The following is a 24,257-nucleotide window of genomic DNA, read 5'->3' on the forward strand; positions in this document are numbered from 1 at the left end:
TTTCTTAATGTGCTGCCGCAAGCCCGACGGCTGGCGCTTCCACGATCACGTTGCTCAGATGACCGATATGCTCGATCTCCACCTCAATGCGATCCCCTTCCTTCATAAACAGCGGCGGATTGCGCTTTTTACCCACCCCGCCAGGAGATCCGGTGATGATCACGTCGCCCGGGCTGAGGCGGGTGAAGGTGCTGATGTACTCGATCAGCTCCGCAACCTTGTGGATCATGCTGCTGGTGTTGTCTTCCTGCACCATGCGGCCGTTCAGCCAGGTGCGGATCGCAAGCCTGTGCGGATCCGGGATCTCATCTGCCGTCGCCATCCACGGCCCAAACGCGCCGGTTTTGCGCCAGTTTTTACCGGCGGTGAACCAGGTGTGCTGCCAGTCGCGGGCGGAGCCGTCCATGTAGCAGCTGTAGCCCGCCACGTGGCGCAGGGCGTCATCGCGGCTGATGTTCTCCCCGCCTTTACCGATGATCACCGCCAGCTCGCCTTCATAGTCGAATTCGCAGGAGTGGCGTGGCTTCAGCACCGGCTCGTTGTGGCCGGTCTGTGAATCCGGGAAGCGGACAAACAGCGTCGGGGCCGGGTTATGCTGGTCAAACTCCTTGCGCTTGTCGGCATAGTTCATGCCCACGCAGAGGATTTTTTCCGGCTGCTCGATCACCGGTAAGAAGGTGATGGCGCTCATCGGCACGTCCACGGCGTCGTTCAGGTAACGGGTGGCCTGCGCCAGCCCGTTGCCCTGCAGCAGCGCCTTGAGGTCGCTGTAGCGGTCGCCGAGACGGCGGCCTAAATCAATCACGCCGTCGGCCTGGACGATGCCGTAGCTGCGTTTTCCCTGGTATAAAAAGCTTGCGAGTTTCATTGTTCTTTCCTGAAAACTTAAACGAGGAAGTTGCCCAGAATCAGCAGTGAGACAGAGACGTTAATCGCCCCGCCGATACGGGTAGCAATCTGGGCGAACGGCATCAGGCTCATGCGGTTGCCTGCGGTCAGGATCGCCACGTCGCCGGTACCGCCCTGGCCGCTCTGGCAGCAGGAGACGATGGCGACATCAATCGGGTGCATACCAATCTTTTTGCCGACGAAGAAGCCGGTTGCCACCAGTGCGGAAACGGTGCTGACAATCACCAGCAGGTTGCTGACGGTGAACGCCGCCACCAGTTCATGCCACGGGGTGATGGCCACGCCGACGGCGAAGAGGATTGGGTAGGTCACGGAGGTCTGGAAGAATTTGTACACCACCTGAGAGCCTTCCAGCAGGCGCGGAGAGGCGCCGTTGCAGAGCTTCACCAGGACCGCCATAAACAGCATGCCAACTGGTGCTGGCAGGCCAATCAGCTTGTGGCCGAGCATGCCCAGCATGTAGAGCAGCACCGCCAGCAGCGCGCCGGAGGCGATAGTGGTGACGTCCGCTTTGCCGGAAAATGCAGGCTGAGAGACGGTGGCATCGGCATTCGCACGGTTAGGCATCAGCTGACCTTCACCGGTCAGGTGCGGGAAGCGTTTACCGAGCTGGTTCAGGCAGCCGGAGATGATGATTGCCGTCAGACCGCCGAGCATTACCATCGGCAGCACGCGGCCGAGCGCCACGCCCTGGTCCATGTGCAGCAGGGTGGCATAACCGATGGAAAGCGGGATTGCCCCTTCTCCGACGCCGCCCGCCATAATCGGCAGAATGATAAAGAAGAAGATCTGGAACGGCTCAAGACCCAGCGCCAGGCCGACGCCCATTCCCACCAGCATGCCGACAACTTCACCGCACAGCATCGGGAAGAAGATGCGCAGGAAGCCCTGAATCAGCACCGTGCGGTTCATGCTCATGATGCTGCCGACGATAATGCAGCAGATGTAGAGATAGAGAATGTTGGTGGATTTGTAGAACTTGGTGGTGGACTCGACCACCACGTCCGGCAGCAGACCATAATAGACCAGCGCGGAAGGGATAAAGGTGGCGCAAATCGCCGCCGCGCCGAGCTTGCCGACAATCGGCAGGCGTTTGCCAAACTCGCCGCAGGCAAAGCCGAAGAAGGCCAGCGTTGCCACCATGACCACGATATCGCTCGGCAGTTTTCCGCCCAGGCAATCAATCGCAATCAGCGCGCCCGCCAGAACGAACAGCGGCAGAGGAATAATCCCAACTTTCCAGGTATCCATAATATGCCACCAGCGCTCTTTGAGCGAAGGCCGCTGAATTTCAATCGGGTCGTGGGTAACAGAGAAAGAATCGTCAGTTGTGCTCATAATAAGCCCCTTGGTTATTTTGTGCGTTCAGCTTAGAGTCACAAAGGCTTACTTTATGTGAGGGATGGCATATTAAAAGCGAAGTTTTAATGGCAGCTATGGTTTTAATGGTTTCTTTTATTTAATGTGATTTATACCTTATTTATTGCCGTGGTTTTTATGGTTTCTTTTCCGAATTGAACAAACAAATAACATTTATTCGGGAAGCCCGAAGCACGTTCGCCTTCAGCATAACGCTTTTACAGCGCCCGCTGTGCAAGGGATCACAAGTTTTCGGCAAAGCGGGCGTCAGCGCGAAAAAAGATGATATATTGGCGATCTTTGCTGCTACCTCGCGTGATAGTTATGAAAGTTTCTTTCCAGATTAAGCTGTTTATTTCGCTGGTTGCCTTTTTCTCGGTGCTTTTCGCGCTGCTGGGCGGATATTATTATGCCGACGTCGGGAAACAGCTTTATCAGGAAATGAGTACGCGTGCCAAAATACAGGCTGAAGAGATTGCGCTTATTCCGACATTGCGTAATGAAGTTGAACAAAAGAATATCAGCGCCATCCATGATTTTATGCAGAAGATTTCTGCGCACAGTGACGCCAGCTTTATTGTGATTGGTGATAATAAGGGGCAGCATCTTTTTCACTCCGTCTTTGCCGACAGAGTGGGCACAACCCTGGTTGGCGGAGACAATGAAGCCGTATTGCAGGGTAAAAGCACCACCACCATTCGCAAAGGCGGGCTGGGCATTTCGCTGCGCAGTAAAGCCCCCATCTTCAACGCCGCCGGACAGGTGGTCGGCATTGTTTCGGTAGGCTATCTGACCAGCTACCTTGATACCATTACCGTCAGCAAAGTGGTTAATATCCTGATTGCCGCCGTGCTGCTGCTGATCGCTCTCTTTATCTTCTCCTGGTTCTTTACCCGCAGCATCAAGAAGCAGATCTTCTCCCTTGAGCCGCGCGAGATCGGCCTGCTGGTGCGCCAGCAGAAGGCAATGATGGAGTCTATTTATGAAGGCGTGATTGCCATTGACGATCGGCGGCGGATTGAAGTCATCAACCAGGCGGCGCGCAAGCTGCTGGGCCTGAGCCAGCCGGCCCGCGAGCTGCGCGGACAGCTGATAAGCCAGGTGATCGATCCGGTCCCGTTCTTCGACACGCAGACGATGCTGGCGAAAGATACCCATGACGAGATTTGTCGTTTTAACGATCTCACGGTGATTGCCAGCCGGGTGCACATCATGCTTGAGGGGTCGCTGCAGGGCTGGGTGATCACCTTCCGCGATCGCAACGAGATCGACTCGCTGAGCGCCCAGCTCAGCCAGGTAAAACGCTATGTCGATAACCTGCGCATTATGCGCCACGAGCAGTTAAACAGGATGACCACCCTCTCCGGCCTGCTGCACATGGGCCGCTATGAGGAAGCCATTGGCTACATTCAGGCGCAGTCGGAACATGCCCAGGAGCTGCTGGACTTTATCTCTTCGCGCTTCAGTTCCCCAACCCTGTGCGGCCTGCTGCTGGGGAAAGCCGCCCGCGCGCGGGAGAAAGGCGTAGAGCTGTGTTTCGACCCGGGCTGTCGGCTGGACAGACCCTTCCTGCCCCTTGGGGAGCAAGAGCTGATTTCAATTATTGGCAACCTGTTGGATAACGCCATCGAAGCAACACAGCGGTCGTCGCTTCCCCACGCGCCGGTAGAAGTGCTGATAAAACTCAGCGAACAGGAGCTGATTATTGAAGTCGCCGACCAGGGCGTTGGCATTACACCGGAGATGCGTGACCGGATCTTTGAACGCGGCATCACCACCAAAACGCGCGGCGATCATGGGATTGGCCTGTATCTGATCGAAAGCTACGTCACACAGGCTGGCGGCGCGATAGAAGTTGCCGATAATACGCCACGCGGCGCCATTTTCTCCTTGTTTATCCCGGCCACGGGAATCGCCCGGCAACTGGAAGACACCGACTATGCAACATGAACTTATCGACGTACTGATTGTTGAAGACGAGAACGAACTGGCGCAACTGCACGCAGAGCTGATAGGCAAACACCCGCGTCTGAGGCTGGTGGGCATTGCCTCGTCGCTGGCTGCGGCCCAGGCAGAGCTTGAAAGCAAACAGCCGCAGCTGATGCTGCTGGATAACTACCTGCCGGACGGCAAAGGCATCTCGCTTATCAATAACCCCATGCTGGCCCGCGCCAACTGCTCGGTGATTTTTATTACTGCCGCCAGCGATATGGACACCTGCAGCCAGGCGATTCGCAACGGCGCGTTCGACTACATCCTCAAACCCGTCTCCTGGAAGCGGCTCAGCCAGTCGCTGGAGCGGTTCGTGCAGTTTGCGGAACAGCAGCGCGTCTGGAAGATTGTCGACCAGCAGAACGTGGATTCGCTGTATCAGCTCCAGGCGAAAAACTACCGCCTGGACAACGGCAGTAAAGGCATTGAGGAAAATACGCTGGCGCGGGTGCAGACGCTGTTCAACGACAAGGCAACGCACTGCTTTACCGTGGATGAGGTGGTGAGCGAAACCGGATTAAGCAAAACCACCACCCGGCGCTATCTGGAGCACTGCGTGGAGGCGGGTTTTCTGACGGTGGAGATGCTGTACGGCAAGATTGGGCATCCGAGGAGGATGTACAAGCGTAGTGCGGTTTGATGAAACGTTCCCTCTCCCTGTGGGAGAGGGTTAGGGTAAGGGGCAACAGCCCGCACTATCTCAATACATACCCATACAGCCGCTTAATCCCGTCGGCATCCTTCTCGCTGTAAACCCCCTGCAGCTCCGGCGAGAAGCCCGGCAGCAGGTTGATGCCCTCCTCCAGCGCGAGGAAGTAACGCTGTACCGCCCCGCCCCAGACCTCACCCGGCACCACGCACAGCACGCCCGGCGGATAGGGCAGCGCCCCTTCGGCAGCAATGCGCCCTGCGGCATCACGTATGCGAACCAGCTCCACGTCACCGCGAATATAGGCCCGGTTCGCATCCTGCGGGTTCATCACTACCTCAGGCAGGCTCTCCTTGCGGAACATCGCCTTCTGCAGATCCTTCACGTCAAAGCTGACGTAGAGATCGTGCATCTCCTGGCACAGCTGGCGGAGGGTGTAATCCCGGTAGCGCACCGGGTATTTCTGGAAGATCGTCGGCAGCACGTCCGCCAGCGGCGTATCGTCTTCAATATGCTGTTCGAACTGGCCCAGCATCGCCACCAGCTGCGCCAGCTTCTCGCTGCTTTCGGCAGGCGTCAGCAGGAACAGGATCGAATTGAGGTCGCATTTCTCCGGCACGATGCCGTTTTCGCGCAGGTAGTGCGCCAGAATCGTCGCCGGGATCCCGAAATCCGTGTACTCCCCGGTTTCAGCATCGATACCCGGCGTGGTCAGCAGGAGCTTGCACGGGTCGACAAAGTACTGCTCGCGGGCATAGCCCTCAAAGCCGTGCCATTTGGCCCCCGGCTCAAAGCTGAAGAAGCGCAGCTCGCTGGCAATGGCGTGCGTCGGATGATCCTGCCACGGCCGGCCCGCCACCACCGGTGGGATAAACGGTTTGATCATATGGCAATTCGCAATGATCGCCTTGCGCGCTTCAATCCCCAGCTCGACGCACTCCGCCCACAGCCTGCGTCCGCTTTCACCTTCGTGGATCTTGGCATTCACATCCAGCGCTGCAAACAGCGGATAAAACGGGCTGGTGGAGGCATGCAGCATAAACGCGTTGTTCAGCCGCTTGTGCGGACAGAAACGCGCCTGACCGCGAATGTGGTTATCCTTTTTATGGATCTGCGACGTTTGCGAGAACCCGGCCTGCTGTTTATGCACCGACTGGGTCACGAAAATTCCCGGATCGTTCTCGTTCAATTCCAGCAAGAGCGGGGACGTTTCCGCCATCATCGGAATAAACTGCTCGTAACCCACCCATGCGGAGTCAAAGAGGATGTAGTCGCAGAGATGACCGATCTTGTCGATCACCTGGCGGGCGTTGTAGATCGTCCCGTCGTAAGTGCCAAGCTGAATGATCGCCAGGCGGAACGGGCGCGCCTCGTCGGCCTTCTCCGGCGCCGCTTCACGGATAAGATCCCGCAGATAGGCATCGTCAAAGCAGTGGTCGTCAATTCCGCCAATAAAGCCAAACGGGTTACGCGCGGCCTCAAGATAAACCGGCGTGGCGCCCGCCTGGATCAGCGCCCCGTGGTGGTTAGACTTATGGTTATTGCGATCGAACAGCACCAGGTCGCCGCGGGTCAGCAGCGCGTTGGTCACCACCTTATTGGCCGCTGAGGTGCCGTTCAGCACGAAGTAGGTTTTGTCCGCGTTGAACACTTTCGCCGCGAACTTTTGCGCGTGCTTGGCGGACCCTTCGTGGATCAGCAGATCGCCCAGCTTCACGTCGGCGTTGCACATGTCGGCGCGAAACACGTTTTCACCGAAGAAATCATAGAACTGTCGCCCTGCCGGGTGTTTTTTGAAAAATGCCCCGTGCTGGTGGCCCGGACAGGCGAAAGTGCTGTTGCCCATCTCCACATACTGGCTCAGGGTATCAAAAAAGGGCGGCAGCAGGTTCTCTTCGTAGCGGCTGGCAGCGCTCTCCAGTTCCAGAAACTCCTGAGCTTTACCCGAGATGACCGCGGTGGCGCCGTCGGGTACGTCCGTTGGCTCCTGCGAGAAAATAAACACCGGTAAATGAAAGCCCGTGCGTTTCAGCAGTGCAAGAATGCCGCTGCGACTTTCAGCTGTTGTGATGACGACGGCCGCCACATCGGTAAAATCAGTGCTGTCCAGCGTCACCTTTTCGCGGTGCGTAGACACAGTGGAGAGCAGCTCGCGGCTGACGGCAATTTTCATGGTTTTCATAGGCGCAGTTACCCTCACCGGGCGGTGAGACAGGGAGGAGAAAATTCGCGCAATAATGTCACCTTTTATTTTGAGGTGCAAGAAGGAATCAGTATGCACGAAATCAACCAAAGCTAAGGCCCGCGCGGCCCTGCCGTGCCATAATAATGCAATATCAATGATTAAATAACAGGAGTTAACTTTGGTTATCGGGCCATTTATTAACGCAGGCGCCGTATTGCTGGGCGGCGTACTCGGCGCCGTTCTGAGCCAGCGGTTGCCGGAGCGTATTCGCACCTCCATGCCCTCGATATTCGGCCTGGCATCGTTAGGGATCGGTATTCTTCTCGTGATCAAATGCGCCAACCTGCCGGTGATGGTGCTGGCCACCCTGCTCGGCGCGCTGATTGGCGAGTTCTGCTATCTGGAAAAAGGCATTAACAGCGCGGTGAGTAAAGCCAAAAACCTGATTGCCCGACCGGGCGGCAAGGCGAAACACGGTACGCACGAGTCGTTTATTCAAAACTATGTCGCCATCATCATTCTGTTTTGCGCCAGCGGCACCGGGATTTTCGGTTCGATGCAGGAGGGGATGACGGGCGACCCAAGCATTTTGATTGCGAAGGCATTTCTTGATTTCTTTACGGCCACTATTTTTGCCACCACGCTCGGCGTTGCCGTTGCCGCGATTTCCGTGCCGATGCTGCTAATTCAGCTGGCACTCGCCACCTGCGCCACGTTGATTCTCCCGCTCACCACGCCGGCAATGATGGCAGACTTTACCGCCGTCGGCGGCCTGCTGCTGTTGGCGACCGGGCTGCGCATCTGTGGGATTAAGATGTTTGCCGTGGTGAACATGCTGCCCGCACTGCTGCTCGCCATGCCGCTCTCCGCGCTCTGGACGCACTTTTTCGCTTAAGGATGCGGCGAAATGGTGAGAGATTGCGCAGTCTGTAACGAAAACAACATTTTTCGTTGACGCCACGGGGCAGATCGGGTTTAATGCGCCCCGTTGCCCGGATAGCTCAGTCGGTAGAGCAGGGGATTGAAAATCCCCGTGTCCTTGGTTCGATTCCGAGTCCGGGCACCACTATTTAAAGAACCCGCCCTCGTGGCGGGTTTTTGCTTTTGGTTTCTCCCCACCCCAGGGATCGTTCCCACCTGCGTCCAGCAGTTTGTTTTTAAAGATAAACAAACACGCCTCGTTGAAGTTCTCCGCCCCCAGGCGTTCCGAGAGAGCCGTTCGTTTACGATAGAGGCTTTTCACCGACGTATTCAGCTCATCGGCAATGGCTTCCATCGGCATCCCTGCCCTCAGCAGCCGCAGCATGATCGCTTCGTGCGTGCTAAGCCGTAAGTTAAGCAGCCACTTCGTGGTCAGGCGCCTGCCCTTCATATTGAGCACCAGGTTAAATAACGACGCCATATCCGGCGCGGTCAGCGACGTGTTCATAAATAACTTCATACTGAGCAGATTCTCCTCGCGGTGTCGCATATCGAGCATAACGCAGCAGATTGTTTTTTTCGTTCTGGCCGGATGGCGTATCAGGTAATCATATAAACGGAGCGGAGAACGACTATCAATCAATACAGAATATTCATCTGCACCGTTATCAAATATGTTTCTGTCAATCGAGTCGAGCAGGATAATATCCGGGAAAAATATCCGCATCCCTCTGACAAGGTAGCGATCCTGAGTCACTAAAACAATTGAAGTTGCCACTAACCATCCCTTTTAGATTAAAGCAAGCACGATCCCTCGCAAAGAAGGCCGCCTTCGTTTTATAGCGCTGTTATATTAACGATAAATGTATTCTGGCTTTGGACATCCCTCAATACAGACATTGATGAGTAAGACTTCCTGTAGACTATCATTCAATGGCTGCCATTAATTATAAATAAAAAACAATCGCAGAAAAGTCACTTCTCTAAACATTAAGAGTTTTTGTCATGAAACTTCCCAAACATGCACCAGAAAGTACTTTAATTGAGGCAGGTAAACCACATTAAAAATATATACAAAGCTGTCACAATATAAATAAAATACCAATACATCAATCAGTTACAAATAAACAATCATTTCAATAAAACCGCCAAAAACCACTCGATACAGAATTATCTCAAAACAACACAGCCCCATTTCAACATATTTATCCGGCAACATATCAGGTGTACATTAGCTTTCACCCAGTCCACTGACATAAGGATCCATAATTACCTTTAGGTAAGTATCCCGTAACATCACTGCATTCAGATTTAATGTTCTCATTTATGGCCTTTAACCCTGAGTTTAAAGGCGGCCGTGTTATGCAATGGATTCATGATAAACAAATGGCAAATAGATATGGAAAGATCGCTTCGCTTCAATACGTTATTCTTTTATCGCGCCCCAACATTATTGTTTCTGTTATTCCTCTTTCCTGTTCTGGCTCAGGCGACTGAATCCGTTTATGAGCAACAGATTCAACAGGCGCGTAACGGTAATTACTCGCCGTTTCTCGATTATCTTCAGCGTTATCAGCAGCAGCATGCCCTGACGCCAGAACACGTTGCGGACTGGTTACAGGTTGCGTCCTGGGCAGGTCATGATGACGAGGTTATTCAGGTCTGGCAGCGTTACGGTATTTATATGCCGCTGCCCGCCCGCGGCGTTGCTGCCGTCGCGCAATCCTGGCGGAATAAAAAAGCCTGGCAGCCAGCCCTGGCGCGCTGGAAAGAGGCGCGTAGCCTTGCGCCGGACAACGACGAGTATCGTATCGGCTACATAAAAACTCTCGCCGATGCCCGCATGGACACGCTTGCCCTGCAGGAAGCCCAACGGCTGGTAGCGGAAAATCCTTCTCAGGCACATCTTGAGACGCTCTCGTATGTCTGGTTACGCCAGGGAAAAAGCTGGGATCGGCTTCTGGCAGACACGCGCGCGCTGAATATCGCGCCTGAGAATAAAGCGCTCCTCAGCGAGCTGATCGACGCGCTAACGGATAGCCGGGTGAACACCCCCGCGCTGCAGCTTTCACAAAGCGTCACGCTGTCCCCCGCGGAGCGTCGCCGTCTTGAGCGTAATGCCGCTGCAGAACGGGTTCGCCTTGCCGATGTGCCAGGCAGAACAGAAAAGGAGCGCCTGCAGCTTGCGCAAACCGCGCTGAATCGTTACGACGCCCTGCTTTCCCGCTGGCAAAACGATCCGCAGGCGGCGGAAGACGTCGTCCTGGCGCGTATCGACAGGCTTGGCGCGCTTTACGCCCATGCTGATTACCCACGGGTGATTAGCGAATATCAGGCTCTTACGGCAGCCCAGCATCCGGTGCCGGGCTGGGCCATCGGCTGGGTGATTTCCGCGTATCTGCAGGAGCAAAACGCTGCCGCCGCCTTCGCGCTTCTGCAACGCTATCCGCAATACGCTTCCGATCCGCAGGACGAGGAGCACGCGCTTTTCTACGCCTGGCTGGATACGGGAGATTATCAATCCGCCCGCCGATATGCTGAGCGCCAGACCCGCAGCGTCCCGTGGACCCGCTACGATTTCGGCTCCCCTACCCCTCAGCCGAACGATCGGTGGCTTACCGGACAGTCGCTCCGCTTTAACTATTTGCTGGCAACGAATGCGCTGCCGGAAGCCGAAAAGCTGGCGCACCGTCTGGCGACAACGGCGCCGGGCAATCAGGGATTACAGATTGACTACGCCACCCTGCTTCAGGCGCGGGGCCTGCCGCGTGCGGCCGAGCAAACGCTGAAAAAGGCGGAGGCGCTGGAGCCGTCCAATACAGAGCTAGAGCAACAGCAGGCTTACGTCGCGATGGATCTACAGGAGTGGCGACAGATGGATTTACTGGCCGACGACGTGCTTGCCCGCGCGCCTGCCGACCGCAGCGCCAGGCGTCTCGACAGGCTCAGGACGGTCCACCACATGTCCGAGCTGCGCCTCAACGCGAGCAAGGGTTTGCACTCCGATAGCCCCGTCAGCGGGACGCACGACCTGAGCTGGGACGCCACGCTCTATGGCCCACCCGTAGCGGACAGCTGGCGGCTGTTTGCGGGTACCCGCTACGCGCAGAGTAATTTCGATGAAGGCAAAGGCACCAGCCGTCACCTTTTGGGCGGCGTCGAGTGGCGACCACGCGACCTCCAGCTCGAAGCCGAGCTTTCCAGCAACCGCTATCACGGCGAAAACAAGCCGGGCGCTCGCCTCGCAACAACGTACTTTGTGAACGATAGCTGGCAGGTCAGCGGCAGCCTGGAACGCCTGTCGCGCACTACGCCCCTTCGGGCGTTACGCAACGGTATTAGCGCCAACCGGGGTGAAGGCGGGGTGCGCTGGTATCAAAACGAGCGGCGTGAGTACCAGTTCAGCGCCGCCCTCAGCCGCTTCTCCGATCATAACCGCCGCCAGGAATACACCCTCACGGGCAAGGAGCGTCTCTGGCAGACCCCGTCCCTGACGCTGGATCTCGAGCCGGGGATCGCCGCCAGTAAAAACAGCCTGCGCGACACGCTCTACTACAACCCGGCGCGGGATCTGTCCGTGACGGCTGCCCTGGCCGTTGACCATGAAATGTACCGACATTACGACACCCTCTGGAGCCAGCAGTTCGTGGTCGGAGGCGGCAGCTACTGGCAGAAAAATCAGTCCGCTGGCGCCATCGCCCTGCTGGGTTACGGACAGCGCGTTCAGTGGAACAACGTTATTGATACCGGCGTGATGCTGAACTGGGGTAAACGCCCTTACGACGGCAAACGCGAGAGCAATCTCTCCGTCACGTTTGACGCGACTTTACGCTTTTAAGGATGAATATGCTGAACACACGTTTTTCCGTGAGCCTGATACTCCTCGGCTGGCTCTGCCTCAGCGCAAATGTCTGCGCGCAGGCGATCTCGTTCATTGCGCCCAAAGATCGGCCGCAGCTGGAGGCGAGTAAACCCTGGCCGGAGAACCAGTTTCTGGTCCTGGCCTACCACGACGTCGAAGACGATGCCGCCGATCAGCGCTATCTCTCCGTTCGCACCAGCGCGTTAAACGAGCAGATAAGCTGGCTGCTGCACAACGGCTACCACGCCATCAGCGTGCAGGACATTCTTGACGCGCATGACGGGAAAAAAACGCTGCCGCCAAAAGCCGTTCTGCTCAGCTTTGACGACGGCTACAGCAGCTTTTACACCCGCGTCTGGCCGCTGCTTCAGGCCTGGAACGTCCCCGCGCTGTGGGCGCCGGTGGGCAGTTGGGTCGATACGCCAGCGAATCAAAAAGTTAATTTCGGCGGCCTGATGACGCCCCGGGATCGCTTCGCGACGTGGGACATGGTGCGCGAGCTCAGCCAGTCTCCGCTGATTGAGATCGGATCGCATACCTGGGCCTCGCATTACGGCATTCCGGCCAACCCGCAGGGCAGCCGCGAGCCGGCCATCGCCAACCGCTTTTATGACAAAGCCACGGGTCGCTATGAAACCGACCAGCAGTTCAACCAGCGGATCGGCGATGACGTTCGCAAAGTGACTGAAAAAATCACGCAGGTGACGGGCAAGGCGCCGCGCGCCTGGGTCTGGCCCTACGGCGCCGCCAGCGGTACGTCGCTCGCTATCGCCAGACAGCAGGGTTACCGGCTGGCCTTCACCCTTGAGGACGGGCTGGGGAACGTGCAGGATCTGGGCAACATCCCCCGCCTGCTGATCGCCGGGAATCCCTCGCTCAAGGCGTTTGCCAGCACGGTCAGCCAGGTTCAGGAGCGCGATCCCGTGCGCGTCATGCACGTCGATCTCGACTACGTTTACGATCCCGATCCGGCCCAGCAGACCCAAAACATCAACAGGCTGATCCAGCGGGTTTACGACATGAAGATCAGCCATGTTTTCCTGCAGGCGTTTGCCGATCCGCAGGGCGACGGTAAGATCAAGGCGCTCTATTTCCCCAACCGTCGGCTGCCGGTTCGGGCCGATCTCTTTAATTTTGTCGCCTGGCAGCTGCAAACCCGCGCCGGGGTAAAAGTCTTCGCGTGGATGCCGGTGCTCTCGTTCGATCTCGATCCTTCCCTGCCGCGCGTGCAGCGCCGGGATCGTCAAACCGGCCAGCTGCATGAAGCCACCGAGCCCTATATCCGGCTCTCCCCGTGGGACCCGCAGGTGCGCCAGCAGGTGACGGACATCTATGAAGATCTGGCCCGCTATGCCAGCTTCAACGGGATTTTGTTCCATGACGATGCGGCGCTGACGGACGTGGACGATGCCGGTCAGAACACCACGCGCCAGAAAAGCCAGACGCTCATCGGGTTTACCCACGCCCTGAGCCTGGCGGTGAAGCATATCCGCGGCCCGCAGATAAAAACCGCGCGCAATATGTTCGCCCTACCCATTCTGCAGCCCGAAAGCGAAGCGTGGTTCGCGCAGAATCTTGATGATTTTCTGGCGGAGTACGACTGGACGGTGCCGATGGCCATGCCGCTGATGGAGTCCGTTCCGGCAGACGAGAGCGATGCCTGGCTGACGCGTCTGGTTAACGCGGTCGCCGCACGCCCCGGCGCGCTTGATAAAACCATTTTCGAGCTGCAGGCCAGGGACTGGGACCAGAAACCGCAGCGCGCCGTGTCCGACAGCCAGCTTGCGCAGTGGATGCGCGTGCTCCAGCTGAACGGCGTCAAAAACTACGGTTACTACCCCGACGACTTCATCAACAACCAACCTGATATCTCACGCATCAGGCCTGAATTTTCTTCGTACTGGTACCCTGACAATGACTGATCGCATTATCGCCTTCTCTATTTTATGTCTGGTATTCGGGTTGCCGTTAGGCGTGGCCGCCCTCTTTACCGGCGAACTGATTCTGGATTTTGTGTTCTTCTGGCCGCTGTTCATGTCGGTACTTTGGATAACCGGCGGCCTCTATTTCTGGTTTCAGCTTGAACGCCACTGGTCGTGGGATAAAGACACGTCCGCCCCGACGCTCGCCGGTGAGCCGCTCATCTCCATTCTTATCCCCTGCTTCAACGAGGGACGAAATGCCCGGGAGACCATCAGCGCTGCGCTGGATCAGCGGTATGAAAATATAGAAGTTATCGCCATCAACGACGGATCTTCTGACAACACGGCGGAGGTATTGCAGGCGCTGGCGCAGGAACAGCCGCGCCTGCGGGTGATTAACCTCGCGGAGAACCAGGGGAAAGCGCTGGCGCTCAAGGCCGGAGCAGCGGCGGCGCGGGGCGATCTGCTGGTCTGCATTGACGGCGACGCCCTGCTTGACCGCGATACCGCCGCTTATCTGGTGGCCCCGCTGATTCAGTACCCCCACGTCGGGGCGGTTACCGGCAATCCGCGCATTCGCACGCGCTCCACGCTGATTGGCCGCATTCAGGTGGGCGAGTTCTCATCCATTATTGGGCTCATCAAGCGGACGCAGCGGATCTATGGCCGGGTCTTTACCGTCTCCGGCGTCATCGCCGCGTTTCGCCGACAGGCGCTGGCGGACGTCGGGTACTGGAGTCCGGACATGATCACCGAAGACATCGACATCAGCTGGAAGCTTCAGCTGCGCCACTGGGATATCTTTTTTGAGCCGCGGGCGCTGTGCTGGATCCTGATGCCGGAGACGCTGAGGGGCCTGTGGAAACAGCGTCTGCGCTGGGCTCAGGGGGGCGCGGAGGTGTTTCTGGTCAACCTTCGCAGGATTGTGCGCTGGGAGCATCACCGCATGTGGCCGCTGTTTCTGGAGTACGCGCTGTCAACGCTGTGGGCCTTCGCGTACGCGATGACGGTGCTGCTGTTCCTCCTCAGCCAGGTTGCGCCTGTTCCCGCCAGGCTGACCGTGGAGAGCCTTTTTCCACCGGAGTTTACCGGGCTGCTGCTGGGCGTGATGTGCCTGCTGCAGTTCCTGGTCAGCTTGTACATCGAGCGGCGCTATGAACGTAAAGTGGCCAGCTCGCTTTTCTGGGTGATCTGGTTCCCGATGGTGTACTGGATGATCGGCCTGTTCACCACCCTCGTCGCATTTCCAAAAGTCATGCTTAAACGCCAGCGCGCCCGCGCGCGCTGGATCAGTCCGGACCGGGGAAAAGGGAGCATTTAATGAACGAAAACACCTTAATTTTGACCGAGCATCGGCTCTTGCCGCGTCTTTTTGATGCCGCGCTGACGCTGGTGGCATGGGGAGGATTTCTGTTTTTCCTGTATGCCCGTCTGTGGATGCAGCTAACCGATGAGAGCGACCACCGCTGGAGCGTGATTATCGCGTCCTTTAATACGGTGTTGCTCTACCTGCTGTTTGCCGCGCTCAACGGCTGGCTGCTGATTTTGTGGTATCAGTACAACCGCCGTCGCGCCAACGTGAGGCGGCGCCAGCCGGGCTATTTTCACCAGGAGGAGCTGGCCCGCAGCTTTAACGTCTCACCGCAGATCATCTCCGAGATGAGCCAGTACAACCTGCTGACGGTGTACCACGATCAGATTGGCCGCATCATCGATCTGAAGATCAACGAGCAGCAGGAAGAGGAAGAACAGTAGCGAAAAGCCCCCGCAGGAGACGCTGCGGGTTGAGGGATCCACAGTATTTTGTAGCAAGGAATATAACGTGACATGAGCCGTATGTTCCCCCTCACCCCAGCCCTCTCCCTCAAGGGAGAGGGGGCCGTCCTTGCAGGCATTATTTTGTAGGCAATCCTCAGCCCTGCGGGGGGATTTTTATAGCGAGTCCTTCACCACAATCAACGGCTCGATATCGCTCTCTTTCTTCACCACCAGCGAGTCATCGCCGCGCAGACAGGTTCCGCCGTAGTTCCCGCCCACGGTGAAGGTGCAGACCTGTATGTACTTGCCGTCGACCTTCGGCAGGCACCACAGCTGCTGGTAGATATTCTTGCGGTCGACAAACTTGCCGCTGGATTTATCCAGCAGTTCGTCCTGGGCGCTGATGAGATCGATATTGCTGCCGCAGCGGCCGGCAATCGGCTTGACGGCATAGCCGGTCTGCTTCAGCAGGTCGTTAACCTCAAAATCGGTGTCGAGCAGGTAACGGTGATTCGGGAACAGCTGCCACAGAACCGGGAGAATCGCCTTGTTGCCGGGAATAACGGTCCACAGCGGTTCGAAGACCAGCACCTCCGGGCGCAGCAGGACGTCAATCAGGCGTACCTCACCTTCGGGATGTCCGGTGCGGATCGGTACGGCGGCGTATTCGGTTTCGCTGACCTCGCGGATCTGCTCAATCGCCGTCTCCCACGCCCAGGTTTTCCACACGCAGTTGACGTGGCGGCCTTCGTCGTCAATCAGCTGCCCGGCGGCATCCCAGCTCAGAGCGCCAAGCCCGTGCAGGATTTTGGTTTCGAACCCGGCCTGCATCAGCGAACGCTGAATAAAGAGCGCGTGATAGTCCTCTTCGACATCGTTGTCCTGCATGATGTGGACGAACGGCCGCGCGTGGCTGTGCTTCCACGCCCCGGTCAGCTCTTCCAGCAGCCCTTCCGCCGGGTTATGCCCGTTGCCGCGATAGCCGTTTTTCACCCACTCTTCGAGAATCAGCCCGCCCTCGGTATGGCAGGAGGCGGAGTCGGCGTTGTACTCGTAAACCTTAATGCCGCGCTCATCCATGCAGAAATCCATACGACCGGTGATCATATGGTGGCGACGCCACTGCCATGAGAGGCGCAGGCGCGGCCAGAGGATTTTCGGGATGTCGAAAAGCGCCAGCAGGCTGTCGTCTTTCAGCACCTTGTCCGTCGCGTGCAGGTACATCAGGTGCAGTTCGTTAGTGGCCTTGATCAGCTCCTGCTCGGCGCTTTCGGTAATGGTGAAGTACTGGCAGGGATCTTTGTTGATCACATGGCCGTTGGCGCGGATATACGCCTGCTGCAGCGCGTCATTTTCGTTAAGCCATTTGCCGTCGAACTGACGTTTGTTTTTCAGCCGCGCGCCGCTGATTTTCAGCAGTTCGCCGTCGATTTCCGGCTGGGGAATGCTGTGTTCCGCGTCGTCGGTCTGGATCATCCAGCCGAGAATCTCCGTGTCGTTGAAGGTGTCATGGATCGTGTAACACCCGTTCTCCACGCTCAGACGCAGCTCGCGCGTCCACTGCTGCCCGAGCGGCAGCGGGGAGTGAATCACGTTCTGCTCCGCAATTCGAACCTTATCGTCGAGAAGCTGGGTGATCACCGCCACGTGGCCGGTCTCGTGAAACTCGCCGCCCTTTTGCCAGATCAGCAGCGCCCCGGCGCGCGGCGCGCGTTTTGAGCCGTTGGCAAAGGCCTGAAGGGGCAGAATGTTATCGTTCACCACCTGCCGCAAAAAGCGCAGGGAGAAGATTTCCCACGCCATGCCGACATCGGTAAACACGAAGCCATAGTTGAGAAACAGGAAACGGCGGGCAAACTCAACGCATTGCCACTTGTGGCCCATGTATTCGTTGCCGATATAGCTGCGAAAATCCGCGTCTTCCGGGTAGCTGTGCGGGTCCAGACTGCCGTAATTTGAAGAGTAAATCGCCACGCCACCGGGCGCATAGCCTAACAATGTCCCGAATGGCGCATCACTGCTTAACTTTCCTTTACGCATGTATCCAACCTAAAACAGGCAGGCGGCAATTTTTTTAAGGGTTGTCGTCGTCTGCACGTTGTAATTAACCTGACAGAGGGACATTTATCATACACCTGCGCGGCGCATTAACTACATGTTAAACAGCCAGCATGCCGCGAAATGCCCTGGCGCGATCTCCCGCATGGCAGGCTCCTGCGTCTGGCAAACCGGCATGGCGTGCGGGCAGCGGCTGCAGAACTTACAGCCCGGCAGCGCGGACGTGGGGCCGGGAATGTCGCCGCGCAGGGTGGCGTCTTCGAGATTGCGGATGCGCGGATCGGGCTGGGGAACCGCCGCCAGCAGCGCGCGGGTGTAAGGGTGCGCCGGACGTTGATACAGTTCATTCGCCGGGGCCACCTCCACCAGTTTGCCGAGATACATCACCCCAATGCGGCTGGAGATATGGCGAACCATGGAGAGATCGTGGGCGATGAACAGATAGGTTAGCCCCAGCTCCTGCTGCAGATCCTGTAAAATATTCACCACCTGCGCCTGCACCGAGACGTCCAGCGCAGAGAGCGGCTCATCGCACAGCACAAATTCAGGATGCACGGACAACGCGCGGGCGATACTGATGCGCTGACGCTGGCCGCCGCTGAACTCATGCGGGAACCGTTCAAGGTGCTCGTGCTTCAGCCCCACTTTGTAGAGCAGCGTTTCCGTACGTTCCCGCTGTTCTTCGCGGCTGTAGCCGTGGATCTGCATCGGCTCGGCCACCAGCTGTCGCACCGTCATTCCGGGGTTGAGCGAGGAGTAAGGATCCTGAAAAATCGCCTGCATCCGTTTACGCAGCGGCTTAAGCTCTCTTTCGTGGGCGTGAGCAATCGCCTGCCCGGCGAAGTGGATCTCGCCCGAGGTGATATCGAAAAGGCGCAGGATGGCGCGCCCGAGGGTGGATTTTCCGCAGCCTGACTCCCCCACCAGGCCAAACGTCTCGCCGGGCTGGATATCAAAGCTCACGCCATCAACCGCCTTCACGGCCACGCCTTTACGCAGCAAACCGCCGTTGAGCGGATAGTGCTTGCGCAGATCGCGCACGCTCACTAATGGCGCCAGTTGTTCACTCATGCCTGAATCTCCTTGTCTGCCCATAGCCAGCAGGCGGCGCGATGGCCCTCTCCGGCGGTGTAAAATGCGGGCTGCCGTTCACACTGGGGCATGCGTTTCGGGCAGCGTTCCGCGAACGGACAGCCCGGCGGCGGGTTAAGCAGGCCAGGCGGCGAACCTTCGATCGGCGATAAACGCTGATTGACCTCATCCGGGCGCGGCAGCGAGGCCAGCAGCCCCTGGGTGTAAGGATGCGCAGGGCGATAAAAAATGTCCTCTACGCTCCCCTCCTCCATCACCAGCCCGCCGTACATCACCACCACGCGGCTGCAGACCTGCGCCACCACGCCGAGATCGTGGGTGATCAGCAAAATCGCGGTCCGGGTCTGCTGCTGCAGACTTTTCAGCAGGCGCAGGATCTGCGCCTGAATGGTCACGTCCAGCGCGGTGGTCGGTTCATCGGCGATCAGCAGCTTAGGGTTGCAGGAGAGCGCAATGGCGATCATCACCCGCTGGCGCATCCCGCCGCTGAACTCGTGGGGATACTGGTCGTATCGCCGTTCCGCCTCGGCAATGCCTACCTGTTCCAGCATGGCGATGGCCGCCGCTTTGGCCGCTTTTTTGCTGAGTCCTTTGTTGCGCATCAGGATCTCAGCCATCTGCTTGCCGATGGTCAGCACCGGATTCAGGGCGGTCATCGGATCCTGAAAAATCATCGCGATCTCGTTGCCGCGAATGGCGCGCATCTGCGCGGGCGTTTTCTGCGCCAGATCCTCATTCTGGAAGCGGATGCTGCCGCCGGTTATCCGTCCGTTGCTCCCCAGAAGCTGGATAATCGACTTGCAGGTGACGCTTTTCCCGCAGCCCGACTCACCGACGATGCCGACGAGTTCGCCCGGCTGAACCTGAAAGCTCACGCCGCGCACCGCGTGAACCTCACCCTCGCGGGTGCGGAACGTGGTTTGCAGGTTCTCAAGCGCTAATAAGTTACTCATCGCGATTCGCTCCCGGCTCAAAGGCGGTACGGAACACATCGCCCAGCACGTTAAAGCTGAACACCGTCAGCAGGATCAGAATGCCGGGGAACATCGCCAGCCACGACGCTTCGCCAATATAAGACTGCGCGTTGTTAAGCATGCTTCCCCACGACGCCGCGGGCGCCTGCACGCCCAGCCCTAAGAAGCTGAGCGTTGACTCCATCAGAATGGCCGAGGCGATATTGAGCGTGGCCGCCACGATAATGGTCGGCAGCACGCCGGGAATAATGTGGCGCACGATGATGCGCAGCGGATGCTCTCCCGACGCGCGGGCATAAAGCACGTACTCGCGCTCTTTCACCGACAGGGTTTCAGCACGCACCAGACGCGACATGTTCATCCACGTCAGCAGGCTGATAATCAGAATGATGTTATCCACGCCCGGCTTGAGGTAAGCATTTACTACCAGCAGCAGGAAGAAGGCCGGAATGGCCATCAGGATATCCACGGCGCGCATCATCAGGTTATCCAGCCAGCCGCCAAAATAGCCGCTCACCGTTCCTACCACCGTGCCGATAAGCGTGGAAAAGAGCATCGCCAGAAAACCGACCATCAGGGAGATCTGGCCGCCATACAGCGCGCGGGTGAAGTAGTCGCGGCCGTATTCGTCGGTGCCGAACCAGTGCGCGGCATCCGGCGGCAACGTGCGCGCGCCGAGCGCCATTCGATCCGGATCGTACGGGCTTAAGCCCGCACAGAGCGCGGCGACCACGAAAATAAAAAGCACAAACAGAGAGAACTGCGCCGGACGGTTGCGGCGCAGCTGGTGACGAACCTGCTGCCAGCGTCTGCTCATCCGGGTTACCTCAGCGTACGAATGCGGGGATCGGCGAAGCGATAAAGCACGTCGGCGATCAGGTTTCCGACGATCAGCATCATCGACGAGAGCATGATGATCGCCATAATCAGCGGGTAATCCAGCGAGGCGATCGACTGGATCCCGAGCAGCCCCATCCCCGGCCAGGAGAAGACGCTTTCCGTCACATAGGCCCCCACAATCAGCTCTCCGAACGACAGGCCGAACAGGGTAATCACCGGCAGCAGCACGTTTTTCAGAACGTGCCGAAACAGAATACTGGAACGCGTCGCGCCGTAGGCAAGCTGGGTCTGCACGTAGTCGGCCGAGAGCTGCGAGATGGTGTTGGAGCGGATGTAGCGCACGTAGCTGGAGAGGTTGTAGAACGTGAGGGCAATACACGGCAGCACGCCGTGACGCAGCAGATCCAGCCCGTTATCCTCCATGCCGATGGTGCGCATCCCCATGCTGGGGAACCAGTTAAGCTGCACGGCAAAAACGGTGATGAGCAAGATGCCGAACCAGAATATCGGAACAGAAATGCCGATATAGGCGAATAAATTGAGCAGATGATCCAGCCAGCGGTGCTTAAATGCCCCGGCCAGCAGGCCCAGCGGGATCGCCAGCACGATCGCCATCAGCAGCGACGCGCCCATCAGCCCCAGCGTGGCCGGAATGCGTTCGCCGATCATCTCCAGCACCGGACGGTGGTAGATCAGCGAATAGCCGAGATCGCCCCGCAGGACGTTTTTCAGCCACAGGACGTACTGTATGACCAGCGGCTTATCCAGCCCCAGGCTCTGGCGAATACGCTCGATGTCTTCCGGGGCCATGCGCGGCGTAATGTACGCCGCCACCGGATCCCCAGGCGCGAGCTTGACCAGCAGAAACGCCACCAGTGAAATAAAGAACAGCATCGGCAGCAGCTGCAGCAGCCGACGCGTGAGGAGTGTGTTCACGACGTGCCCTTACCAAGGCCCCGACCTGACGGCCGGGGCAATCACTTATTTCTGATAGATTTTTGACAGATCCTGGAACAGATAGACCGGTTTCGGCTCCGCTTCCTGGGTGCCGCCGAAGCGCTTGTCCACCGCGACGGTCGCATTGGTGTAGGCAATCGGGTAGTAGGTCATGTCGTTCGCCACGGTCTGCTGAATTTGCTTATAGATATCGGCCCGTTTTGCGACGTCGGTTTCCACTGCACCTTTATCCCACAGGGCATCAAACTGCGGATTTTTGTAGTGCGCGTAGTTATAGGCTTCGTTGCTCATGAACAGCGATTTGTAACCGTCCGGCTCGGAGCCCATGATGTAGCCGCCCAGGTTCAGCTCCCACGCGGTGTTGTTCATATCGAGGCTGCGCTGAGACATGGCGTTGGAGTCCAGCGGCATCAGCTCCACGTTCACCCCAATGCCCTTCAGCGCCTGCTGAATGTAGAGCGCCATGCTCTCCTGGGTTTTGTTGGTGTTCACATACGCCAGGCGCAGCTTGAGGTTGTCCGGCGCGCCGGACGTCTTCAGCAGCTCTTTGGCTTTTTGCAGATCGAACTTGTACTGCTCGACGTCATCCGTCTTGTAAAGCGTATCTGGCGTCAGGAAGGAGGTCGCCGGTTTAGCGTAGTCCAGCGAGGTAAAGGCGGTCTGGGTGAGCTCGTCTTTGTTGATGGCATACGCGATGGCCTGGCGCAGCGCTTTGCTCTTCATCACCGGCACGTTCTGGTTGAACGTCATATAGGCCAGACGGCCTTCCGGATAGACCACGAAGTCAAACTTACCGGTATTTTTCAGACGGTTCACATCCTGCGGGTCAACCATCTTGAGGTTGATTTCCCCGTTTTGCAGCGCAAGGTTGGCGGCGTTGCTGTCTTTGGCGAAACGGTAGGTGACCGAATCAAGCTTCGCTTTGCCGTTCCAGTAATCGTCAAAACGGGTCAGGGCGTAATACTGCCCGGCGCGGTACTCTTTGAATTTGAACGGCCCGGAGCCGACCGGCGCATCGTTTTTGCTGCTCTTTTCCAGGTCGCCTTCACCGGCGAACACGTGCTGCGGAATCGGGTAGATTTGTACCAGGGTGCCGGTAAAGGCCGCGCTGACCTGCGGTAGGGTGAATTTGACGGTGCGCTCATCCACCTTGCTCACCTGTACCGGCTTGTCGCCGTAGGTGAACATGCTGCGGAAGAAGCTGTGCTGTTTGGCATCCAGCAGCTTATTGAACGTAAAGACCACGTCGTCCGTCGTCAGCGGCTGGCCGTCCTGCCATTTGAGGTTGGGTTTTAACGTCAGGGTATAGCTCAGGTTGTCGGCGGAAGGCGTCAGGCTTTCCGCCAGGCCCCACTCAATGTTGCCGTTATTAAAGCTGTACAGTGGGGCATAGAGCGCCTGCATGATCGTTAACGTCGTACGGTCACTGGCATAGAGCGGATTAACGGCTAACGGGTCGCCGGAGGTAATTCCAATAATTAGCGAACCGCCCTCTTTTGGCGCGTCGTTTTTTGCCGCAGCCGCACTGTTTGTCTCTTTATTTTTCGCATCATCACAGCCCGCCAGGCCTAACGCGAGCGAAACGACCACTGCCGATAACAGAAGCTTGCGCATCTCACTAACTCCTTGCCTTATAAAGTGTTTATTACTGCATCTTTTATTTATGTTGAAGCATCATATTCAGCTTTATCGGTTTACGCATTAATTATGAAAATGCGATTTTCGATTAAGCTTATGCCGGATTTGATATATATAAGCGCCGGAAGGAATAGCGGCAGATCGATTACGCTCAGTTCATTAAACGCTTCACAAATCTCCTGCTACACTGCCTCAACACATCACTCAAAAGGCAGGCCAACATGTCAGACAACACGTATCAGCCACCAAAAGTGTGGGAATGGAAAAAGAACGGCGGCGGCGCGTTCGCCAACATCAACCGCCCGATTTCCGGCGCGACCCATGAGAAAGATCTGCCCGTGGGCTCCCACCCGCTGCAGCTTTACTCTCTCGGAACACCGAACGGTCAGAAAGTGACGATCATGCTCGAAGAGCTGCTGGCGCTGGGCGTGACGGGCGCAGAATACGACGCATGGTTGATCCGCATCGGCGAGGGCGATCAGTTCTCCAGCGGGTTTGTTGAGGTGAACCCGAACTCGAAAATACCGGCGCTGCGTGACCACTCCACGAACCCGCCAACGCGCGTCTTTGAATCCGGCAATATCCTGCTCTATCTGGCAGAGAAATTCGGTCACTTCCTGCCGAAAGATCCGGCGGGACGCACCGAGACCCTGAACTGGCTGTTCTGGCTGCAGGGCGCAGCGCCGTTCCTCGGCGGCGGCTTTGGCCACTTCTACAACTACGCGCCGGTAAAAATTGAATACGCGATTGACCGCTTCACCATGGAAGCCAAGCGCCTGTTCGACGTGCTGGATAAACAGCTGGCGCGCGGTCGCTACGTGGCGGGTGAAGAGTACACCATCGCGGATATCGCCATCTGGCCGTGGTTCGGCTGCGTGGCGCTGGGCAGCGTCTATAACGCCGCCGAGTTCCTCGATGCAGAGAAGTACACAAACGTGCAGCGCTGGGCGAAAGACGTGGCGAATCGCCATGCCGTTAAGCGCGGCCGTATCGTTAACCGCACCAGCGGCGAGCTGAACGAGCAGCTCCACGAACGCCACGCGGCGAGCGACTTCGATACCAATACGGAAGATAAGCGTCAGGCGTAATGTTCAGCCGGGCGGGTCCCCGCCCGGCAACTGAGATCCCTGCCCAGGGCATG

The 24,257-nt window shown here is 57.6% G+C and carries 18 protein-coding genes and 1 tRNA gene; 9 read left to right on the forward strand and 10 right to left on the reverse strand.

The features are described from left to right. Nucleotides 1-4 precede the first annotated feature (4 nt). Nucleotides 5-868, reverse strand: a complete 864-nt coding sequence (locus tag USF70_RS12050; protein ID WP_320735658.1) for a fumarylacetoacetate hydrolase family protein — start codon at nt 866-868, stop codon at nt 5-7. Between the two features lie 17 nt (nt 869-885). Continuing rightward, a complete protein-coding gene (locus tag USF70_RS12055; RefSeq protein WP_033146621.1) occupies nt 886-2,247 on the reverse strand; it encodes a 2-hydroxycarboxylate transporter family protein in 1,362 nt (453 codons plus the stop codon). A gap of 345 nt (nt 2,248-2,592) precedes the next feature. Here USF70_RS12055 and USF70_RS12060 point away from each other — a divergent pair, with 345 nt between their 5' ends. Together USF70_RS12060 and USF70_RS12065 are read left to right on the forward strand one after the other, a co-directional pair. Further along, complete coding sequence (locus USF70_RS12060) at nt 2,593-4,218, forward strand: sensor histidine kinase (RefSeq protein ID WP_320735659.1); 1,626 nt, start codon at nt 2,593-2,595, stop codon at nt 4,216-4,218. Continuing rightward, nucleotides 4,208-4,900 carry a response regulator gene (locus tag USF70_RS12065; RefSeq protein ID WP_023309148.1) on the forward strand — a complete coding sequence of 231 codons (693 nt, stop codon included), beginning with the start codon at nt 4,208-4,210 and terminating at the stop codon, nt 4,898-4,900. The genes USF70_RS12060 and USF70_RS12065 overlap by 11 nt, the downstream gene beginning before the upstream one ends. Nucleotides 4,901-4,955: 55 nt before the next feature. On the opposite strand, the gene USF70_RS12070 is transcribed toward USF70_RS12065, so the two are convergent. Then, nucleotides 4,956-7,091, reverse strand: coding sequence for an ornithine decarboxylase (locus USF70_RS12070; RefSeq protein WP_048979386.1), 2,136 nt, complete (start codon nt 7,089-7,091; stop codon nt 4,956-4,958). 181 nt (nt 7,092-7,272) lie between these two features. Between USF70_RS12070 and USF70_RS12075 the strand changes: the two genes are divergently transcribed. Both USF70_RS12075 and USF70_RS12080 read left to right on the forward strand, forming a co-directional pair. Continuing rightward, the gene (locus tag USF70_RS12075) at nt 7,273-7,989 is read left to right on the forward strand and encodes a DUF554 domain-containing protein (protein WP_023309150.1); all 717 of its coding nucleotides are present in this window, start codon (nt 7,273-7,275) and stop codon (nt 7,987-7,989) included. Nucleotides 7,990-8,084: 95 nt separating this feature from the next. Beyond that, nucleotides 8,085-8,160: transfer RNA gene (locus USF70_RS12080), tRNA-Phe, on the forward strand. Here the strand turns inward: USF70_RS12080 and USF70_RS12085 are convergent. Beyond that, entirely contained in the window at nt 8,161-8,742 is a 582-nt protein-coding gene (locus USF70_RS12085) for a helix-turn-helix transcriptional regulator (RefSeq protein ID WP_049015725.1), read from the reverse strand. 672 nt (nt 8,743-9,414) lie between these two features. Here USF70_RS12085 and pgaA point away from each other — a divergent pair. Genes pgaA through pgaD form a run of 4 tightly spaced genes read left to right on the forward strand, consistent with a single transcriptional unit; the run spans nt 9,415 to nt 15,554 of the window. After that, the gene (pgaA, locus tag USF70_RS12090) at nt 9,415-11,853 is read left to right on the forward strand and encodes a poly-beta-1,6 N-acetyl-D-glucosamine export porin PgaA (RefSeq protein ID WP_320735660.1); all 2,439 of its coding nucleotides are present in this window, start codon (nt 9,415-9,417) and stop codon (nt 11,851-11,853) included. 8 nt (nt 11,854-11,861) lie between these two features. Then, nucleotides 11,862-13,799, forward strand: coding sequence for a poly-beta-1,6-N-acetyl-D-glucosamine N-deacetylase PgaB (gene pgaB, locus USF70_RS12095; RefSeq protein ID WP_320735661.1), 1,938 nt, complete (start codon nt 11,862-11,864; stop codon nt 13,797-13,799). Then, nucleotides 13,792-15,120, forward strand: coding sequence for a poly-beta-1,6-N-acetyl-D-glucosamine synthase (gene pgaC / locus USF70_RS12100; protein WP_320735662.1), 1,329 nt, complete (start codon nt 13,792-13,794; stop codon nt 15,118-15,120). The genes pgaB and pgaC overlap by 8 nt, the downstream gene beginning before the upstream one ends. Next, nucleotides 15,120-15,554, forward strand: a complete 435-nt coding sequence (pgaD, locus tag USF70_RS12105) for a poly-beta-1,6-N-acetyl-D-glucosamine biosynthesis protein PgaD (protein ID WP_202771187.1) — start codon at nt 15,120-15,122, stop codon at nt 15,552-15,554. Before pgaC ends, pgaD begins: the two co-directional genes overlap by 1 nt. Nucleotides 15,555-15,731: 177 nt before the next feature. On the opposite strand, the gene gss is transcribed toward pgaD, so the two are convergent. The 6 genes from gss to USF70_RS12135 form a co-directional block, all read right to left on the reverse strand. Further along, entirely contained in the window at nt 15,732-17,597 is a 1,866-nt protein-coding gene (gene gss / locus USF70_RS12110; protein ID WP_320735663.1) for a bifunctional glutathionylspermidine amidase/synthase, read from the reverse strand. 111 nt (nt 17,598-17,708) lie between these two features. Continuing rightward, nucleotides 17,709-18,686, reverse strand: coding sequence for an ABC transporter ATP-binding protein (locus USF70_RS12115; protein WP_221702968.1), 978 nt, complete (start codon nt 18,684-18,686; stop codon nt 17,709-17,711). Further along, on the reverse strand, nt 18,683-19,660 hold the full coding sequence (locus USF70_RS12120; protein WP_094935323.1) for an ABC transporter ATP-binding protein: 978 nt from the start codon (nt 19,658-19,660) through the stop codon (nt 18,683-18,685). Before USF70_RS12120 ends, USF70_RS12115 begins: the two co-directional genes overlap by 4 nt. Next, nucleotides 19,653-20,498, reverse strand: a complete 846-nt coding sequence (locus USF70_RS12125) for an ABC transporter permease (RefSeq protein ID WP_023294546.1) — start codon at nt 20,496-20,498, stop codon at nt 19,653-19,655. Before USF70_RS12125 ends, USF70_RS12120 begins: the two co-directional genes overlap by 8 nt. 5 nt (nt 20,499-20,503) lie before the next feature. Further along, entirely contained in the window at nt 20,504-21,457 is a 954-nt protein-coding gene (locus tag USF70_RS12130; RefSeq protein WP_318592349.1) for an ABC transporter permease, read from the reverse strand. A gap of 45 nt (nt 21,458-21,502) precedes the next feature. After that, complete coding sequence (locus USF70_RS12135) at nt 21,503-23,092, reverse strand: ABC transporter substrate-binding protein (RefSeq protein ID WP_320735664.1); 1,590 nt, start codon at nt 23,090-23,092, stop codon at nt 21,503-21,505. A gap of 245 nt (nt 23,093-23,337) precedes the next feature. On the opposite strand from USF70_RS12135, the gene yghU reads away from it, so the two are divergent. Next, nucleotides 23,338-24,204 carry a glutathione-dependent disulfide-bond oxidoreductase gene (gene yghU / locus USF70_RS12140; protein ID WP_023309162.1) on the forward strand — a complete coding sequence of 289 codons (867 nt, stop codon included), beginning with the start codon at nt 23,338-23,340 and terminating at the stop codon, nt 24,202-24,204. The last annotated feature ends 53 nt before the right edge of the window (nt 24,205-24,257 follow it).

This window comes from Enterobacter sp. 237C8 (assembly GCF_034106865.1).
In the GTDB taxonomy this organism is placed as follows: Bacteria; Pseudomonadota; Gammaproteobacteria; order Enterobacterales; family Enterobacteriaceae; genus Enterobacter; species Enterobacter asburiae_B.

Coding starts and splice junctions, on each gene's coding strand:
- USF70_RS12050 (WP_320735658.1), bottom strand. CDS start 868: ATGAAACTCGCAAGCTTTTTATACCAGGGAAAACGCAGCTACGGCATC.
- USF70_RS12055 (WP_033146621.1), bottom strand. CDS start 2,247: ATGAGCACAACTGACGATTCTTTCTCTGTTACCCACGACCCGATTGAA.
- USF70_RS12060 (WP_320735659.1), top strand. CDS start 2,593: ATGAAAGTTTCTTTCCAGATTAAGCTGTTTATTTCGCTGGTTGCCTTT.
- USF70_RS12065 (WP_023309148.1), top strand. CDS start 4,208: ATGCAACATGAACTTATCGACGTACTGATTGTTGAAGACGAGAACGAA.
- USF70_RS12070 (WP_048979386.1), bottom strand. CDS start 7,091: ATGAAAACCATGAAAATTGCCGTCAGCCGCGAGCTGCTCTCCACTGTG.
- USF70_RS12085 (WP_049015725.1), bottom strand. CDS start 8,742: ATGCGGATATTTTTCCCGGATATTATCCTGCTCGACTCGATTGACAGA.
- pgaA (WP_320735660.1), top strand. CDS start 9,415: ATGGAAAGATCGCTTCGCTTCAATACGTTATTCTTTTATCGCGCCCCA.
- pgaB (WP_320735661.1), top strand. CDS start 11,862: ATGCTGAACACACGTTTTTCCGTGAGCCTGATACTCCTCGGCTGGCTC.
- pgaC (WP_320735662.1), top strand. CDS start 13,792: ATGACTGATCGCATTATCGCCTTCTCTATTTTATGTCTGGTATTCGGG.
- pgaD (WP_202771187.1), top strand. CDS start 15,120: ATGAACGAAAACACCTTAATTTTGACCGAGCATCGGCTCTTGCCGCGT.
- gss (WP_320735663.1), bottom strand. CDS start 17,597: ATGCGTAAAGGAAAGTTAAGCAGTGATGCGCCATTCGGGACATTGTTA.
- USF70_RS12115 (WP_221702968.1), bottom strand. CDS start 18,686: ATGAGTGAACAACTGGCGCCATTAGTGAGCGTGCGCGATCTGCGCAAG.
- USF70_RS12120 (WP_094935323.1), bottom strand. CDS start 19,660: ATGAGTAACTTATTAGCGCTTGAGAACCTGCAAACCACGTTCCGCACC.
- USF70_RS12125 (WP_023294546.1), bottom strand. CDS start 20,498: ATGAGCAGACGCTGGCAGCAGGTTCGTCACCAGCTGCGCCGCAACCGT.
- USF70_RS12135 (WP_320735664.1), bottom strand. CDS start 23,092: ATGCGCAAGCTTCTGTTATCGGCAGTGGTCGTTTCGCTCGCGTTAGGC.
- yghU (WP_023309162.1), top strand. CDS start 23,338: ATGTCAGACAACACGTATCAGCCACCAAAAGTGTGGGAATGGAAAAAG.